Raw genomic sequence first — 15,924 nt, 5'->3', positions numbered from 1 at the left:
TTGGCTTGTGCCCTTGCTTTTATTGGGGCCATGACTGGAAGTTTATTATATTTGAACGTGAGAGAAAATCTAAAAGTTTCAGAAAACGACTCTCCACTGCTTCATCTTTCTGAAACCCTCCCTATCATGTCCCCTACCACAAAAATGACTGCTCCTGCCTCAAACCAGAAGCCTTCTTCTAACATAGTAGCCACTCCGGTTAAAAGAGAAGGAACTCCGGTTTCGCCCAAAAAAAAGCAACAGATACCCCTAAAGGTGGATATAAAACATCCATCACAGCCCGAGGTTCTTCCAAAGCAAAAATCAAGGGAAGAAGAATTGCGGGAAATACAGGCTCAGATAAAACCAAAGAAAGCTTCGAAGGAGAATGTGGTTTCCCTTCCCGTAGTTGACGATATTCTGGAAGAAGGGCAGAAGCTCAAAGAATCCATTGAAGAGGAAGCCAAAGAGACAATGCAGGGAACCCTTGACTTCATCCCGGGAATAGATGCCGAGATCTCGGATGCCGAACTTGATGTTAGGGGGGATAAAATAGGGTTCACCTTTACCATTCCGGCAGATCGAGTGAAATTAATTGGTGAACTACCACCAGAGGAAAAGAAAGCAAAAGTTGTATCAGACGATGTTGTTTCAGATGATGTTGCATCTTGCGATATATCATCTAAAGATAGAAAATAGTCTTGATAATTTGCAGTTTTCCCAATAAAGTAGGACCAGTTTCAGTGAGTAAGACGGCAATCAGGATTAAAAAACATCCCAAAACCATAGGGATAGTAAAAACTTCACCAAGTATCAAAACGCTGGAAAGTGCTCCAAATACAGATTCTAGGCTAAGTAGGATCGCAGCATGGGTTGAAGGTGTAAATTTTTGAGCTGCATTTTGAATGGAAAGGGCAAATACAGTACAGAAGAGAACTGTGAAAGCGATACTCCACCATGCGCTTGATGCAATGGAACCGGGCCATTCTTCAAATAACAGGGCACAGGCAAAGCTCAGGAGCGCTGTAGTTCCAATCTGAAGAGTGGCAAGCACTAGCGGATCCATCTTGGAAGCAAACATTTCGATTGCCAGAATATGACACGCGAAGAAAATAGCGCAGGCAAAAGTCAGTAGGTCACCTTTGTTAAAAGTAGAGAGTGTATCACCGTTGCCTTGAAGAGTGAGAAGGGCCATCCCCGCAAGGCAAATGAGGGATGCAACGAAAGAGAGGTAGCCGGGAAAAATTTTTTTGAGTCCCCACGAAAGAAATGGAACGATTACAACATAGGTAGCGGTTATAAAAGCCTGTTTGCCGGGAGAAGTGAATGTCAGCCCGATTGTTTGTGTAGCGAAGCCGAGAAAGAGGAAAACCCCTATTAAAAGACCCGCTTTAAGGTTGGCAGCCGTAAGCTTTCGCAAACGCTTTTTGAAGATGATGGCCATAAGAATGAAAGAGGCTGTGAATCGAAGGGCCAGCAGCCAGAAGGGGGAAAAACTAACGAGGGCATCTTTCATAGCTACAAATCCTACGCCCCAGAACAATGCTATGAGGACAAGGGCTCCATCAGCGATAAGTACTTTATAACGGTTTAACCAGGGCATAGACGACACTCCCATAAATATTTTCCTACAGGGCAGGACTTTAGAGTATATCAGAGTATATCATAAAAACCTTATCACCATAGATATTATAAACTATAGATTAAATAGATCAATTAATTTAGAAAACTAAAGGGAATAAGACATATAAAAAAATAACCAATCACGTCGATGAGAGGGTTCTTACTTTTGAGTGAAAGGAACTTTCATTTACAATTTAAAGTTGAATGGAGTATAATGTATGCCAATTGAATATACTTTACGTAGAGGGGGTGTAAACATTGTTTGTTTTTGTCGCATCCTTATCAATGTATCTTCTGCTTGTTTGGTCTGGAGGCAGCATACCTGTGTTTGAGGTAGGTATAGGAGTTGTTCTTGCTACTGTTCTCGCATTCGCCTTTCATTCATGGAACCCCACAAAATCTTTCAGTTTCAAAATTTTGAATCCTCTTCATTGGCTTACCTTTATCTATTACATCTGTGTACCTTTTGCGATAGGACTCATCAAAGCCAACTTCGATGTCGCAATGCGAGTCGTTACGGGACATATCAATCCAGGGATAGTCAAACTGGAGCCAGGCCTGAAAACTGATCTGGCAAAAATGATCCTTGCAGATTCTATTACGTTAACTCCAGGAACACTTACAGTGGATGTAGACGATGACGGGGCCTATTATATCCACTGGATCAATGTTCTTGATGTGTCTCCTAAGGAGGAGCAGGTGTATGGTTCTTTTGCACGTTGGGCAAGGAGGTTAGCGGATTGAGTACTCAACTATTGATGTGGGGAGCTGCAGTTTTGGGTATATTGGCCGTTGTAATTTTTGGCCGTCTCATCGCCGGACCTACAATACCTGATCGAGCTGTCGCTTTAGATACAGTAAATACTCTGGTGGTGGCTATTATGGTCTTGTTGTCAGCGGTGTACGATTCTGTGGTCATGATCGATGTAGCCATTGTTTATGCAGCCCTTTCCTTTGTAGGGACCATGTTCATTGCCCGTTTTATAGAGGGAGGGATGTAGCGTGGCTGCTGAGCAGTATGTCGTTGGTATTCTTGTAATTATAGGGCTTATTTTCAATACTCTCGGTGCAATTTCTTTGTATCGATTCCCAGATGTCTATACGAGGCTTCATGGGGCTACGAAATGTACAACATTTGGCAGCATCTTTATGTCGCTTGGTGTTGTGGCTTATGCAGCCTTTCGCATGTATCAAGGTGGGGGGAGCCGTTTTGCAGTTCTCATTATTCACGCTCTTATAGCTGTTATGGTGCTTCTTATTACGAATGCGACTGGGGCACATGCCATAGCGCGAGCAGCCCATAGAAGCGGCATTTTACCTAAGATGGCAGTGGTAGACCGTCTGGCTGAGGCAGAAGAGCGTAAAGGTGGTGTTGTCAGTGAGTGAAGTTTTCCATATAGCTATACTCACGTTGCTCGTTATTTCGGCTTTTTTTGCCATCTGGTTTCGCGACCTTTTGTCGTCGGTTATTTCCCTTGGTGTTTTCAGTTTGATACTGGCTATTGAATTTTACCTCTTGCGAGCCCCAGATGTAGCCATAGCAGAGGCAGGCATAGGTGCAGGGCTGAGCACGGCCATCTATCTTATCGCCTTGAGGGGTTGCGGAAAAGCTCGGACTAAAACCGGGGGTGACATGCGATGAAGAAGACACTCTTTGTAATAGCGGCTCTTATTCTCAGCGGTTTGGTCTGGGGAGCTCTCGATACCATTCATCCCTTTGGTGAACCGGGCCAGGTAGCTATGGATAATTATTTTCTGGAACACGCAATGGCAGATCGTTCTGCTGAAAATGCCGTCACATCCATTGTTTTTGATTTTCGAGGGTTTGATACTCTTGGCGAAGCTGCTGTCCTTTTCACAGCGGCAACTTCCGTCTTAGCTCTTTTCAGGGAAGGGGGCAAAAAGAAATGAAGCCTCTATCAGTAGTTGTTCGAACGGGCTGCGATATTTTCGCCTGGTTTATGGTCGTGTTCGGATCCTACGTGATTATTCATGGAGTTATGACTCCCGGCGGAGGATTTCAGGGAGGAGCAGTGGCGGCCACTTTTATTGCTCTTCTGCTTGTTGCCTATGGTTGGAAAAGACTCAAAAACTGGCTTAACGAGGGCATCTATAATGGAATGATAGGCTTTGGCCTTCTAAGCTTTATAGTTTTGGGATTTATGGGAATGCCCACTTCCTTCTTTTATAACTTTATTTCTATTCCTGCGGCGGAAGTGGCGAAGTCGGGCCATGGTATTTTTCATCCTTCAGGAACTATAGCATTGATGAACCTTGCGGTGGGGTTTGAGGTGGTTGGAGAATTATCCCTTCTCATTATTCACATGTTCAAGGGCACACGCCTCTTCGATACCTACGAGATAGGAGGGGAAAGCGGCCATGATCGGTAATGCCCCTTTTTTTGTAGTTGGCGTGCTGTTTCTCATAGGGCTTGTTGCCGTTTTGACAGAAAGGAACCTGTTTAAAATAGCCATTGGCATCAGTGTTATTGAATCGGCAACGAATATGTTTCTCATTGTGCTCGGTTATAGAACCGGCGGCTCAATTCCTGTGAGATATCTTGCAGGCGGGGAGAAATTCATGGTTTTGCCCACCCCCCAGGCTTTAACTCTGACGGCCATCGTTATTGCTTTGGCGACAACAGCTCTCATGCTTTCGCTCTTGATGCTGATCTATCGCCATTATGGAACTTTGAATATTGACGAAATACGGAGGTTGCGAGGATGAACTGGCAAGAACACCTTCCAGCATTAATATTGGCCATCCCTCTTCTTGGGGCCTTCGCAACGCCTCTATTTTCATTAGGCGGAAAGACGCTGCGAAACGTTTGGATGGTCAGTCTTTCGTTTTTAACGTTGGTTTTAGCATTTTTAATTTGGAAGTCTGTTACGGCCAACGGCGTGATGGTCTATGTGATGGGAGGGGAACAGACTACTCTCACCCTTCCTTCTGGTATGGCTTATCCCATAAGGATTATTCTTGAGATAGATGCGTTCAGCGCATTTATGGCGTTGGCCGGCAGTATCGTTTCCTTTGCCGGTGCACTCTATTCAGTCCATTTTATGGATCGCTTTTCGGGTATGAGCCGTTTTACATCTCTCTATTTTCTTCTGACAGCAGGAATGCTGGGTCTTATGGTTACTGGAGACCTTTTCAACTTTTTTGTATTTCTCGAAATAGCTTCTGCGGCATCCTTCGGTCTTATCGCCTTCTGGAGAGATCGGCCCGAAGCCGTTGAGGCAAGCTTAAAATATATGCTGGTATCCCAGCTTGCAGCGATGATGGTGCTTATAGCCATCGGCATGCTTTATGGACGCTACAATGTCCTGAATATGGCAGGAGTGGCCCATATGCTTCAGCTTGGCGTTGTGGAAAAGAGCGTCTTGGCATTCCTTGTAGCAGCGCTGGCAATGAAGTGCGGAACTTTCCCCATGCATATGTGGATGCCAGATGCCTATGCAGAAGCTCCGGCAGGAGTCACATGCCTTCTCGTTGCAGTAAGCCAGGCATCATTTTATGGCTTGATGAGAGTTTGCTTTAGCTTGTATGGCGCCACACTCGGCAGCACTTTTGTTCCCTGGGTAATTGTTATTCTTGGAACTGCTTCCATGTTCTTCGGCGTTTCAATGGCTGTAGTTCAGCACGAAGTGAAACGTCTCATGGGATATCACTCCATCTCCCAGGTAGGGTACATGCTTTTGGCTCTTGGCGTAGGTCTGTTGGCGCTGAGAAGCCCTCAGGCTATGGCCGATTATGGGTTTACTGCTATGAAAGGCGGTATCTACCATATCTTTAACTACACCATGTATAAGGCCCTGCTCTTCTTGACCGCAGGAGCTCTTTACTATGCCACCGGAACAAGGGATTTAAACAAACTCGGGGGTTTGGCTCGGAAAATGCCTTATACCACATTTATGTTTGCCATTGCGGCCGCGGCCATTTCAGGACTTCCGCCTTTCAATGGTTTTGTATCGAAATTACTTATCTACGAGTCAGTTTTCGCAATACATCCGTTCTTGGCAGTGGCTGCCCTTGTAACATCTGTGCTTACCTTGGCATCTTTCGTAAAGGTTTTTCAGACCGCCTATCTGGGGCCGGAAAAAGCCTGCTACGCAACGGTAAAAGAAGTTCCCACCAGCATGATTGTGGGCATGGCCGTTTTAACGGTGGCAATTATTGGTCTTTCCCTTTTCCCCACATGGGCTCTTTCCCATTTAGTGGAGCCAGCGGCTAAGGCTCTTGTGGATCAGGGCGGGTTTATACAAGCAGTTATGGGAGGTGGGCTGTAATGTGGAATAAGGTCTTCACAGGATTTGGTTATTGGGATGTCATATCCTGGCTGATCTTCTTTTTTATCGCCTCCTTTTTTGCTCTCTGGCTTCGTTCAGTAGGGCGGCGTGACTATAAAGAAGGAACAGAGCAGGATGAGATTTATTGGTCTGGTAACGTCGTCCCTGAAGATGGGGCGGAAATTTCTGTGCCGGCCAGTTCTTCCTACTGGGGATTTAGAAAAGCACTGGAACCTTACTACAAGGTTTTGATCTCCATGCATAGCGGCCATATGCGCGACTATATGGGATATTTTGTGCTTTCCGCCGCAGTGATAGCTGCGCTGATCCTCGTGGTTTAGGAGGCTGAAAGATGAGGCTAGAAAAATATCTTGAAGTGTTGCCCAAATCCCTTTGGGTTATGACATGTAACTCCGGATCATGTAACGGATGTGACATCGAAATTGTCGCCACAATCAGCCCCCGTTATGATATAGAGCGCTTTGGCATGAAACTTGTTGGAACGCCCCGGCATGCTGATGTGTTAGTGGTTACAGGCCCGGTAACGAAGTATATGAAGGATCGGCTGCTGCGAATCTATAACCAGATACCGGATCCTAAGGTTGTAGTTGTTGTTGGGAACTGTGGCGCATCTGGGGATGTTTTCTATAAATCCTATAGCCTTGAGGGCCCAGTCGATAACATTATTCCAGTGGATGTATATGTCCATGGCTGCCCTCCACGCCCAGAAGCCATTATAGAAGGAGTGGCGAAGGCTGTCTTGAAGCTGGAATCAAAGCGGGAAGAACTGCTTAAGGCAGGTGTTGATAAATAATGAAGACTCCAATGAACTACGCACAGAACGCTCTTCCTCTTGAAAACGTTCTCTCATCTCTTCGAGATTCCTTTGGTGAGAATGTGGTGAAAGACGTGAGAGAATACCGTGCCGGAAATGATCAGGCAGTGATCTACAACCAAATATGGCTGACCACATCAAGAGAGAAGTTTCTTGAGTTGGTGGAGTTTCTTTTCGGGTTCGATTTCCTTCATTTCCACGTACTCTCAGGCAATGACGATGGTGATGTTGTGTCATTGAATTATCACTTCAGTCTTTTCAGGGTAGCGGGTCGCGATAAAAGATTGGGTGTAACAGTGAGCGTGGCAATTCCTAAATCTGACCTCGTCATGCCCTCTCTCTTCAAAACCATTCCGGGAGTAGAGTATAGCGAACGGGAAATGCGTGAAATGTTGGGAATAGATTTTGAAGGACTTCAGAACAAGGCTCTTGTCTTTCTTCCCGAAGACTGGGATGAGTCGATTAAACCGTGGCGCAGAGACGAAACAGGTCCTGATGCTGAACACCTTCGGGAACTCTCTTAGGAGGGGACGATTATGGCGAGTGGAAAAACTCAGACATACAAAGTGCCGATAGGTCCTGTCCATGTAGGGTTGAAAGAACCCATTACAGCATGGCTCGACCTTGACGGAGAAAAAATAGTAGACGCAAGGGTTCGTCCCGGTGCTATTCACAGAGGAATAGAGTTTATGGCACGTGAGCGAAACCCTATTCAGATAATTTATCTTGCAGAGCGGATCTGTGGAATTTGTTCTTTCAGCCATATTACTGCCTTTTTAAGGGCAGTGGAAGATGCCGCTCAAATACAAGTTCCTCCCAGAGCCCAGTATATTCGGGCCCTGGTGCTTGAACTTGAACGAGTCCACTCTCATGCTCTGTGGGCTGGAGTGGCATGTTACAGCATTGGATTTGACTCCGCATTTCACCTTGGCATGGTGCTTCGTGAAAAGGTTATGGATGTCCTCGAATCCTACACTGGGAACCGCGTAAATTATGGTGTTGGCACTGTCGGCGGTGTCCGATGGGACCTTACCCCGGAAACAGTCCGCGTGATCAAAGAAATGATCCAGTTTTATCGGGACGAACTGGGAGCATTTTACGATGTGGTAACAGAGGATCCAGTGGCTCATGCCAGAATGCGCAACGTTGGAATTCTTACATACGAAGAGGCTATGCGCTACTGCGCCCTTGGGCCTACTGCCCGGGCTAGCGGGGTGAGGTGCGACCTTCGCTGGTCTTCACCCTATGAAGCCTATGCCGACCTCGATGTAAAACCTGTGGTACCCCAGGATTATTTTGGAAAGGCCTATGGCGACGTTTTTGACCGCTTCCTCGTGCGGGTTCTTGAGCTCTACCAATCTCTTGACATTCTTGAAAAGATTATCGAAGGACTTCCAGAGGGAGACATCGTTTTTGAGAAAAGCCTTGTGAAAGTGCTGAATATTCTAAAGGCTGCTGATGGAGAAGGATGGAGTTCTATTGAAGCTCCCCGTGGAGATGATACTCACGTAGTACAACTGAAAGGCGGCCAGGAGAACGTCTATTGGTGGAAAGTGAGAGCCCCGACCTATTCCAACGCTGTTTCATGGCCAATAATGTTCCGCAACAACGAATTGGCCGATGCCCCTCTTATTATTAATAGCATTGATCCATGTATCTCCTGTATGGAAAGAACCCTTATCACTGGAAATAGTGAAAAGGCCGGACAGGTCTACTCGAAAAATCAGCTGTTGGAAATGAGCAGAGAAAAGACGAGGAGGCTGAAGAAGGCATGATTATCAACGTAGTAATGAAACTAGTGGCAGGCATTGCCCTAATGTTGCTCGTATCAGTTGTGGCCATTCTCTTTGATGGGGCAGACCGGGTTATCCATGCCAGAATGCAACGGCGGTGGGGACCGCCTCTTTTTCAGCCTTTTTACGACATTCTGAAATTGCTTGGAAAAGAAAATATCGTTCCCAGAAGAGCAGTGAAATGGGCATTTAACGGAGCCCCTTGGGTTGCCGCGTCAACTATGTTGTTGCTATTTCTTTATATCCCTATCGGCTCTTTGCCGCCCATACTTGGAACTGAGGGCGATTTGATTCTTGTTATCTATCTTCTCGGTCTTGCCGGTGTCGCCATGGCCATAGGAGGATTTGCCAGTGGAAACCCCATTGCCAACGTTGGCGCCCAGCGTGAGATGATTCTCATGATGAGCTATGAGCTGCCCTTGGCAGTAGTTGTCACAACAATGGCCTGGGTAGCCTACAAGCATGGCATTCCAGGACAGCCCTTTAGCCTTGAAACCTTTGTGGGAATGCCTCTCTGGGGCATAGTGGGCAAAATGGGACTTCTTGGTCTTCTATGTCTTTTTGCTGCCTTGCTCATGGTGGTTCCTGGCGAAACAGGAAAGGGCTTTATGGACATTCCTGAAGCGAAGACAGAGATTCTTGAGGGACTCATTATAGAATACTCGGGCACAAATCTGGCGTTATTTAAAATTACTTTTGCCTTGAGGGCCCTGGCCATGTCAGCGATCATAGTGGCCTTGTTCCTTCCTTGGTCCCTTGGAAAGGTCCTTAGCCTTACAGGGCCGCTGCTTTTTGTTGTTGACTTTCTCTGGTTCTGGGTCAAAGTCTTTGCGGTGCAGGTCTTTGGCGTTACATTTATCAGAACAGCCTTTGGGCGACTGAAAATATGGCAGGCTTCCCAGTTCTACTGGGTTAAAATTGCTGGTCTTTCTTTGGCCGGCATGATTCTCTTGTCTATTGATGTAATCCTTTAAGGGAGGGGGATGACCATGCTTAACAGAATGTCGTTACAGCTTTTGCGCCAATGGGTGGACAAAGTTTTTACAAACCCCTTCCCGGTGCCTTCTATGCCTGACTCTCTTACTGCCGCACTGAAAGCAGCGGAGGAGGGAAAAATAAAACTCAATCCGCCTATTGAGCCCCAGGGCTATTTTCGCGGTCGGCTCGATTATGACAAGGAACGCTGTATAGGGTGCAAGCTCTGTATTCGCGTGTGTCCCGCGAATGCCATAGAGTTTCTTGAGGAAGAAAAGAAAATACAGATCCACGTAGATCGTTGCTGCTTCTGCGCTCAATGCACTGAAATTTGCCCGGTGAAGTGCCTCTCCATGTCGAAGGAGTATTTGATATCTTCTTACGATCGGAAGGCTCAAATAGTTCGCGATTCGGGCCCAACAAAGAAAAAGGAAGAAGACATTGTAGTTGAAAGCGCAGTGAAGTATGAAGTAGACGAGGAAAAGTGCATTGGATGTACAAAATGCGCTAGAAACTGCCCCGTCAACGCAATTAGCGGGGAGTTGAAAAAGCCCCATGTCATAGACAAGGAAAAGTGTGTGGGATGCGGCAAATGTGCCGAACTTTGTCCGAAGGATGCGATCCATCAGGTCGAAGTTGCTGCTCAGGCAGCCAAAGCGGCACCGGAAGAAAAATAAGATATCCAGAAATAACTTAGGGGGCTTCAAGCCCCCCTAAGTTATTTTACGGGTTTACAAATCCATAATAGGCCAGTCGTTCTTTTACTTCATCCCGACCCAGATGTTCCGCCACTTCAAAAATCCCAGGACTTACTTTTACGCCTGTCAAAGCCCATCGTAATGGCATGGCAAGATTTTTCATCTTAACGTCTTTTTCATTAGACCAGCTACGGGCAAATTCTTCCATAGATTCAGCCTTCCAGGAATCAAGCTTCAGTAGATCCCCAAAAAAGTTCTTAAGAATGCCCTTATCCTCTTCCGACACGTCGCTTCCATCGTATCTATTTTTCACTGGCTCAAAAGAGACAAAGTAATCGGAGTATTCGGCGAGCTCTTTGGTTGTTCTTCCACGTCCGCCCATAAGCTCGAGAGCCTGGGCAAGATATTCCCTTGAATGCTTTTCAACAGGCAACATCGCTTCTTTCCAGAAGGGTTCCACCATTTCCAGGCGAACCATGGGGTCAAGCTCCTTGAGATGCTCCTGATTGATAAAGTTGAGTTTGTCCATGTCGAAGACAGCAGCACGCTTTGTGACCCTTTTAAGATCAAAAAGCTTAATGGCCTCTTCTCTGGAAAAGACTTCCCTGTCATCTCCAGGAGACCAGCCCAGGATTGCGAGGAAGTTGAACACAGAATCTGGCATATATCCCAGATCGCGATACTCATATACGCTTGTAGCGCCATGACGTTTAGAAAGTTTTTTCTTATCTTTTCCAAGAATCATGGGGAGGTGGGCAAATTGGGGTTCTTCCCACCCCAGCGCCTTATAAATGAGCAGCTGTTTGGGGGTGTTTGAAATATGGTCCTCCCCTCGTATGACGTAATTAATGCCCATGGTGTAATCATCGATGACCACAGCGTAGTTGTAAGTAGGCATGCCGTCGCTTTTGATCATGACAATATCTTTCAGTGTTTCGCTTCTAACTTCGATTCGGCCGTAAACAATATCGTCAAAAGCAAGGGATATCCCTTCTGGTACCTTGTAGATTATCGCGGGGCCCTCAGTGTAGGCTTTGCCCTCATCAAGAAGCTGCTGCGCGTATTTATGGTAGATTTCCAGCCGTTCTGACTGGCGATAAGGACCGTAAGGGCCTCCTATATCAGGGCCTTCGTCCCAGTCCAGACCCATCCATGTCATCCCAGCCATAATGGTCTCTTCATATTCCTTCGTAGAACGTTCGCGGTCGGTATCTTCTATGCGAAGAATGAACTTTCCACCTGTATGCCTGGCCCAAAGCCAGTTGAACAACGCCGTATGCCCTCCACCGATATGCAAGGCGCCTGTGGGGCTTGGGGCAAAACGGACACGTGCTTCCTTGTTCATTTCTAAATTGCCTCCTCACATCAAATTTCATCAACGCAGCTATTATACATGTTCTTAATATATTTCTCCCAAACTTCTTTCAATAATATAATATAAGAGCAAATTATTCCTCCATGGGAGGAGGTTCGAAATGAATACTATTTATGTTATGGGGCATAAAAATCCTGATACTGACTCTATCTGTTCTGCAATAGCCTACAGCTACTTTAAGAGGATCATTTCCCCCCAAAACAACTACTCTCCGGTTAGACTTGGGCCTGTAAACAATGAAACAGGGTTTGTCCTTGATTATTTCAAGGAACCGGTTCCTGAGCTGATCGAAAACCTTTACACCCAGCTCTCTGACATAGCTTTCGATGAGCCTGTTTCAGTTAAAAAAGAAACGCCCCTATCCGATGTTTGGAACATTATGGGTAAAAACATTACAAATACGGTCAATGTAGTGGATGAAGAAGGCTTTTTCATTGGACTTGTGACAGTAGGAGACATAGCAAGAGCAAGCCTTGAAATATCAGAAGACCTTTCAAGAGTGGCTATTCCCCTTGAAAACATAGAGCGCACCCTCGACGGCCAGATTTTGTGTTCTTACAAAAAAACCTTCAGCGGCAACATTCTCGTGGCTGCAATGGAGTTGGCGACTTTGGAAAGACGACTTGATGAGAAAACACTCATCATCGTAGACGATCGAGAAGATGTGCAGATCTCAGTTTTGAAGAAAGAAGTCCACACTCTTATAATAACAGGGGGTTCAAAGGTTTCAGACCAAGTTTTAAATCTGGCTAAAGAGAAAAAAGTCAACCTTATCACAGTGCCATACCATACTTTCACAACAGTTAAGCGTATTGGGCAAAGCATACCAGTTCAGTATGTAGCAAAATCTCAATCACTCATTACCTTCAGTCTTCAAGAAGAGGTTGATGACGCAAAAGAGATTATGCTTAAACATAAATATCGTCAGTTCCCAATACTCGACAATAAAATTCCTGTAGGAATGTTATCACGCCGGAACCTTCTCAATATTACCGGGAAAAAGGTAATATTGGTTGACCATAACGAAGAGTCACAATCTGCAGAAGGTCTGGAGCAGGCTCAAATACTTGAAGTTATTGACCACCATAGAATAGGGAGTATAGAAACGCTATATCCTATTGTTTTTATAAATCGCCCTGTAGGATGTACTGCGACTATTGTATATGGCTTTTACAGAGACAACGGGATAAAGCCGCCATCGTCAATTGCCGGGCTTATGTGTGCGGCCATCATCTCTGATACTCTTATGTTCAAATCGCCCACTAGCAGCACTCAGGATAGAGAAGCCGCCCAGGAGCTTGCAACAATTGCAGGTATGGATATCGAGACATTCTCCCGCTCCATGTTTGAGGCGGGGACCTCTCTTGAGGGGAAATCTGCAGAAGAGATATTCTTTACAGATTTTAAAATTTTTGATGTTGCTGATTTTAAGGTCGGCATCAGTCAGGTGTTTTTCTATAATACGGAGCGTTCTTTTCATAGAAAAGCCCTTCTCGATTTTATGAAACAGCGAAAATTCCAGGGAAGCTATGATATGCTTCTTCTTATGCTTACTGATATTATTAATGAAGGTTCAGAAATTTTGTACGTAGGAAACCATGAAGAATTTCTTTCCAGCGCATTCGGAGTGCCAATAAGCGGCGGAAGCTTTTATTTGCCCAAGGTCATTTCGAGAAAAAAGCAGGTAATACCACAGTTGTTAGAAGCAATAAAAAGGAGTTGAATACCCTGAAAGATAAAACGGTACTTCTTGTAGACGGCCATGCCCTTGCCTTTCGTGCCTTTTATGCATTGCCTGAACTGACGGCGCCAGATGGAACGCCAACAAACGCGATCCTTGGCTTTATCAACATGATGTTCAAAACTATAGATGACTGCCACCCTGACATGACAGCCGTTGTTTTCGACGCTCCAGGAGCTACGTTCAGGCACGAGATCTACCCGGAATATAAAATGGGACGTCGCCCTACACCTGAAGAGTACAAGGTGCAAGTTCCCTTGCTGCAGCAAGTGGTACGGGCTATGGGCATTAAAGTAGTGGTGAAAGAAGGGGTAGAGGCTGACGATGTCATCGCCTCGGCGGTGTGCGGCGCCGCAAGGCTTGGTGTAAAGGTTATCGCTCTTACTTCAGATAAGGATATTCTTCAGGTGCTTCAGCCTGGAGTTCGAATCATCCGCCCCATAAAAGGGGTCTCGACTTTTACGGAATACAATGAGGCCTCCTTTGAAGAGGAATGGGGTTTCCCTCCCACTGTCATGCCAGACTACTTAGCCCTTCTAGGTGACGCAGTGGATAATATACCGGGAGTTCCGGGAGTGGGAGAAAAAACAGCAAAAAAACTACTCTCACAATACGTATCACTCGAAGATATTTATGACCACCTTGATGAACTAAAGCCAGGGCTGCAAAAAAAGTTTATAGAAGCGAAGGAAACGGCGTTTAAAAGTCGCGAGCTGATACGTTTAAAGTGCGATCTCCCCTTAACTGTGGAAGAGTTCACGCAGACAGAAGTGAACTTTGAATCCTTTGAAGAGCTCTGCCGGCGTCTGGGCCTGCACAAGATTCTGGAGCGGGTTAGAAAATCGGGGGAATACGAAACAACGAAGGAAGAGGTTCAGCTTGAAATAGGCGAAGCAGTGGAGGGCAACCTGGCGGAAATCCTGCATGAAAAAGAATTGGCCTTTTACTGTCTTCCTGAGGGTTTTTACCCCATGAAGCTGGAAAAGGCCCGTATTGCCCTGCGGGCCCAGAGCGGAAGCTACTGGCATGGCGTCGTAAATGCTCATGCCGCACCAGCTTCCCTTCTTGAGTGGCTAAAGACAGGTAATGTCATAACTTCTGATTATAAAATGATGCAGGGTTTTTTTAAAGAAGACGCTCCTTTAAGTGACCGTGTGTGGGATGCCCAAATCGCCCACTATTTACTGCACCCCGACGCAAAATCCCACGGTCCAGAAAGCTGGGCCGCAGAAAGCATAGCGGATCCAGTGGAAATCGCAGGGCAGCTCTGGAGAGTAAAAAATGACTTAAGCAGCAATATCGCTCAGTATCAAGGCCTGGATAAGCTCATGCGAGATGTTGAGATCCCACTTATTCCAGTGTTATGGCGTATGGAAACGTGGGGGATAGGCCTTAATAGAGAATCCTTCAATGGTCTGGATTCAGACCTTGAAATAAGAATTGTTGAAATAGAAGATACCATAGCAGAAAAGGGCGGAGAACGGATAAATCTCAACTCGCCGAAACAGGTGGCCTGGCTTCTTTTTGAAAAATTGAACATGCCGCCTATAAAAGAAACAAAAACAGGGTACTCCACCGACGTTACCGTTCTTGAAGAACTTGTTAAAATGGGGCTCCCCGAGAAAGAAGTGCCGGAACTTATACTTGAACACCGCGAGCTTTCTAAAATGCGATCTGGCTTTGTTCATCCCCTTGTGAGTGCCGCTGATGAAAATACAGACCTGATCCACGGTACTTTCGAATCCACTTCTACCGGAACAGGACGCCTGAGCAGCCGAGACCCCAACCTGCAGAACCTGCCAGCCTTTGGACAATGGTCCACCCGTCTTAAAGAGGGGCTCGTTCCTCATAAGGACGGAAACATATTTGTAGCCGCAGACTATTCTCAGGTGGAACTTCGAGTTTTAGCCCATCTCTGTGATGAGAAACGTTTAAAAGAAGCCTTTGAAGCACGGCGTGATATCCATACAGAAACAGCATCCTGGATCTTTAATGTAAATCCCCAGATGGTAACGCCGGAACTTCGCCGTTTCGCGAAAGTTGTAAACTTCGGCCTTCTTTATGGCATGAGTTCTTTTGGCCTGGCAAGCCGCCTAGGCATCGGACAGCAAGAGGCAGGAGATATTATTAACAGGTACTTTAGGGCCCTCCCGAAGGTTCGGGATTATATTGAAAAAAGCTATCAGGACGCCAGGAAACGTGGTTATGCTGTTACAGACTTCGGCAGAATCCGTCCGCTGGATGAAGTTTCTGTGAACCCGCGGGATCGAGGAGCCTTGAAACGTATCGCAGTAAACACCCCTATTCAGGGAACAGCTGCTGATATTGCCAGAATGGCCATGATCAAATTTTATAAGCATTTTGAGAAACGGCAGAATGTTCATCTTGTTTTGCAAATTCACGACTCTCTCGTTTGTGAGTGTGCAGCAGAAGAAAAAGAAGCTGTCGTAAAAGATTTGACAGACATTATGGAATCAGCGGCCACGCTATCTGTACCCCTTAAAGTAGAAGCAACCTGGGGGCATTCTCTGGCAGAAGTCTAGGTTTTTACGTAGCCTTATTAGTCGAATATATGTTAGAATACGCCGTTAGCATTGGTTTATGTCAAGGGAGGCA

At 46.0% G+C, this 15,924-nt stretch carries 19 protein-coding genes; 17 read left to right on the top strand and 2 right to left on the bottom strand.

Features of this window, described 5'->3' with window-relative positions; genetic code table 11:
• Positions 1-30: 30 nt before the first annotated feature.
• On the top strand, positions 31-678 hold the full coding sequence (locus tag AMICO_RS06510; RefSeq protein WP_148211342.1) for a hypothetical protein: 648 nt from the start codon (positions 31-33) through the stop codon (positions 676-678).
• Here the strand turns inward: AMICO_RS06510 and AMICO_RS06505 are convergent.
• Complete coding sequence (locus AMICO_RS06505; protein ID WP_013048660.1) at positions 662-1,582, bottom strand: DMT family transporter; 921 nt, start codon at positions 1,580-1,582, stop codon at positions 662-664. The two genes, AMICO_RS06510 and AMICO_RS06505, sit on opposite strands and share 17 nt — an antisense overlap.
• Positions 1,583-1,860: 278 nt before the next feature.
• Here AMICO_RS06505 and AMICO_RS06500 point away from each other — a divergent pair, with 278 nt between their 5' ends.
• Genes AMICO_RS06500 through AMICO_RS06435 form a run of 14 tightly spaced genes read left to right on the top strand, consistent with a single transcriptional unit; the run spans position 1,861 to position 10,171 of the window.
• The gene (locus AMICO_RS06500; RefSeq protein ID WP_013048659.1) at positions 1,861-2,346 is read left to right on the top strand and encodes a Na+/H+ antiporter subunit E; all 486 of its coding nucleotides are present in this window, start codon (positions 1,861-1,863) and stop codon (positions 2,344-2,346) included.
• A 14-nt stretch (positions 2,347-2,360) separates the two neighbouring features.
• Positions 2,361-2,603 (top strand): monovalent cation/H+ antiporter complex subunit F, encoded by a 243-nt coding sequence (locus tag AMICO_RS06495; RefSeq protein ID WP_041459364.1) that lies wholly within the window; start codon positions 2,361-2,363, stop codon positions 2,601-2,603.
• Position 2,604: 1 nt separating this feature from the next.
• Positions 2,605-2,988, top strand: coding sequence for a monovalent cation/H(+) antiporter subunit G (mnhG, locus tag AMICO_RS06490; RefSeq protein WP_013048657.1), 384 nt, complete (start codon positions 2,605-2,607; stop codon positions 2,986-2,988).
• Entirely contained in the window at positions 2,981-3,244 is a 264-nt protein-coding gene (locus AMICO_RS06485; protein WP_013048656.1) for a Na(+)/H(+) antiporter subunit B, read from the top strand. Before mnhG ends, AMICO_RS06485 begins: the two co-directional genes overlap by 8 nt.
• A complete protein-coding gene (gene mbhE / locus AMICO_RS06480) occupies positions 3,241-3,513 on the top strand; it encodes a hydrogen gas-evolving membrane-bound hydrogenase subunit E (protein WP_013048655.1) in 273 nt (90 codons plus the stop codon). Before AMICO_RS06485 ends, mbhE begins: the two co-directional genes overlap by 4 nt.
• Positions 3,510-3,992 (top strand): MnhB domain-containing protein, encoded by a 483-nt coding sequence (locus tag AMICO_RS06475; RefSeq protein ID WP_013048654.1) that lies wholly within the window; start codon positions 3,510-3,512, stop codon positions 3,990-3,992. Before mbhE ends, AMICO_RS06475 begins: the two co-directional genes overlap by 4 nt.
• A complete protein-coding gene (locus tag AMICO_RS06470) occupies positions 3,982-4,329 on the top strand; it encodes a sodium:proton antiporter (protein ID WP_013048653.1) in 348 nt (115 codons plus the stop codon). Before AMICO_RS06475 ends, AMICO_RS06470 begins: the two co-directional genes overlap by 11 nt.
• Complete coding sequence (locus AMICO_RS06465) at positions 4,326-5,891, top strand: proton-conducting transporter transmembrane domain-containing protein (protein ID WP_013048652.1); 1,566 nt, start codon at positions 4,326-4,328, stop codon at positions 5,889-5,891. The genes AMICO_RS06470 and AMICO_RS06465 overlap by 4 nt, the downstream gene beginning before the upstream one ends.
• Positions 5,891-6,232 (top strand): membrane-bound hydrogenase complex subunit MbhI, encoded by a 342-nt coding sequence (mbhI, locus tag AMICO_RS06460; protein ID WP_013048651.1) that lies wholly within the window; start codon positions 5,891-5,893, stop codon positions 6,230-6,232. The genes AMICO_RS06465 and mbhI overlap by 1 nt, the downstream gene beginning before the upstream one ends.
• Positions 6,233-6,243: 11 nt before the next feature.
• Positions 6,244-6,705, top strand: a complete 462-nt coding sequence (locus AMICO_RS06455) for an NADH-quinone oxidoreductase subunit B family protein (protein WP_013048650.1) — start codon at positions 6,244-6,246, stop codon at positions 6,703-6,705.
• Positions 6,705-7,250: an NADH-quinone oxidoreductase subunit C gene (locus tag AMICO_RS06450; protein ID WP_013048649.1), complete on the top strand. Its 546-nt coding sequence runs from the start codon at positions 6,705-6,707 to the stop codon at positions 7,248-7,250. The genes AMICO_RS06455 and AMICO_RS06450 overlap by 1 nt, the downstream gene beginning before the upstream one ends.
• A 12-nt stretch (positions 7,251-7,262) precedes the next feature.
• Entirely contained in the window at positions 7,263-8,501 is a 1,239-nt protein-coding gene (locus AMICO_RS06445) for a hydrogenase large subunit (protein WP_013048648.1), read from the top strand.
• Entirely contained in the window at positions 8,498-9,493 is a 996-nt protein-coding gene (locus tag AMICO_RS06440) for a respiratory chain complex I subunit 1 family protein (protein WP_013048647.1), read from the top strand. The genes AMICO_RS06445 and AMICO_RS06440 overlap by 4 nt, the downstream gene beginning before the upstream one ends.
• 15 nt (positions 9,494-9,508) lie before the next feature.
• A complete protein-coding gene (locus AMICO_RS06435) occupies positions 9,509-10,171 on the top strand; it encodes a 4Fe-4S binding protein (RefSeq protein ID WP_013048646.1) in 663 nt (220 codons plus the stop codon).
• A 46-nt stretch (positions 10,172-10,217) separates the two neighbouring features.
• Here the strand turns inward: AMICO_RS06435 and gltX are convergent, their stop codons facing one another.
• Positions 10,218-11,537, bottom strand: coding sequence for a glutamate--tRNA ligase (gene gltX / locus AMICO_RS06430; RefSeq protein WP_013048645.1), 1,320 nt, complete (start codon positions 11,535-11,537; stop codon positions 10,218-10,220).
• 130 nt (positions 11,538-11,667) lie between these two features.
• Between gltX and AMICO_RS06425 the strand changes: the two genes are divergently transcribed.
• Together AMICO_RS06425 and polA are read left to right on the top strand one after the other, a co-directional pair.
• Entirely contained in the window at positions 11,668-13,290 is a 1,623-nt protein-coding gene (locus AMICO_RS06425; protein ID WP_013048644.1) for a putative manganese-dependent inorganic diphosphatase, read from the top strand.
• Positions 13,287-15,851, top strand: coding sequence for a DNA polymerase I (gene polA, locus AMICO_RS06420; RefSeq protein ID WP_013048643.1), 2,565 nt, complete (start codon positions 13,287-13,289; stop codon positions 15,849-15,851). Before AMICO_RS06425 ends, polA begins: the two co-directional genes overlap by 4 nt.
• Positions 15,852-15,924 lie beyond the last annotated feature (73 nt).

Source organism: Aminobacterium colombiense DSM 12261, from assembly GCF_000025885.1.
Lineage (GTDB): Bacteria > Synergistota > Synergistia > Synergistales > Aminobacteriaceae > Aminobacterium > Aminobacterium colombiense.
The sequence above is the reverse complement of the archived record's forward strand: the minus strand, read 5'-3'. Positions and strand labels throughout refer to the sequence as shown.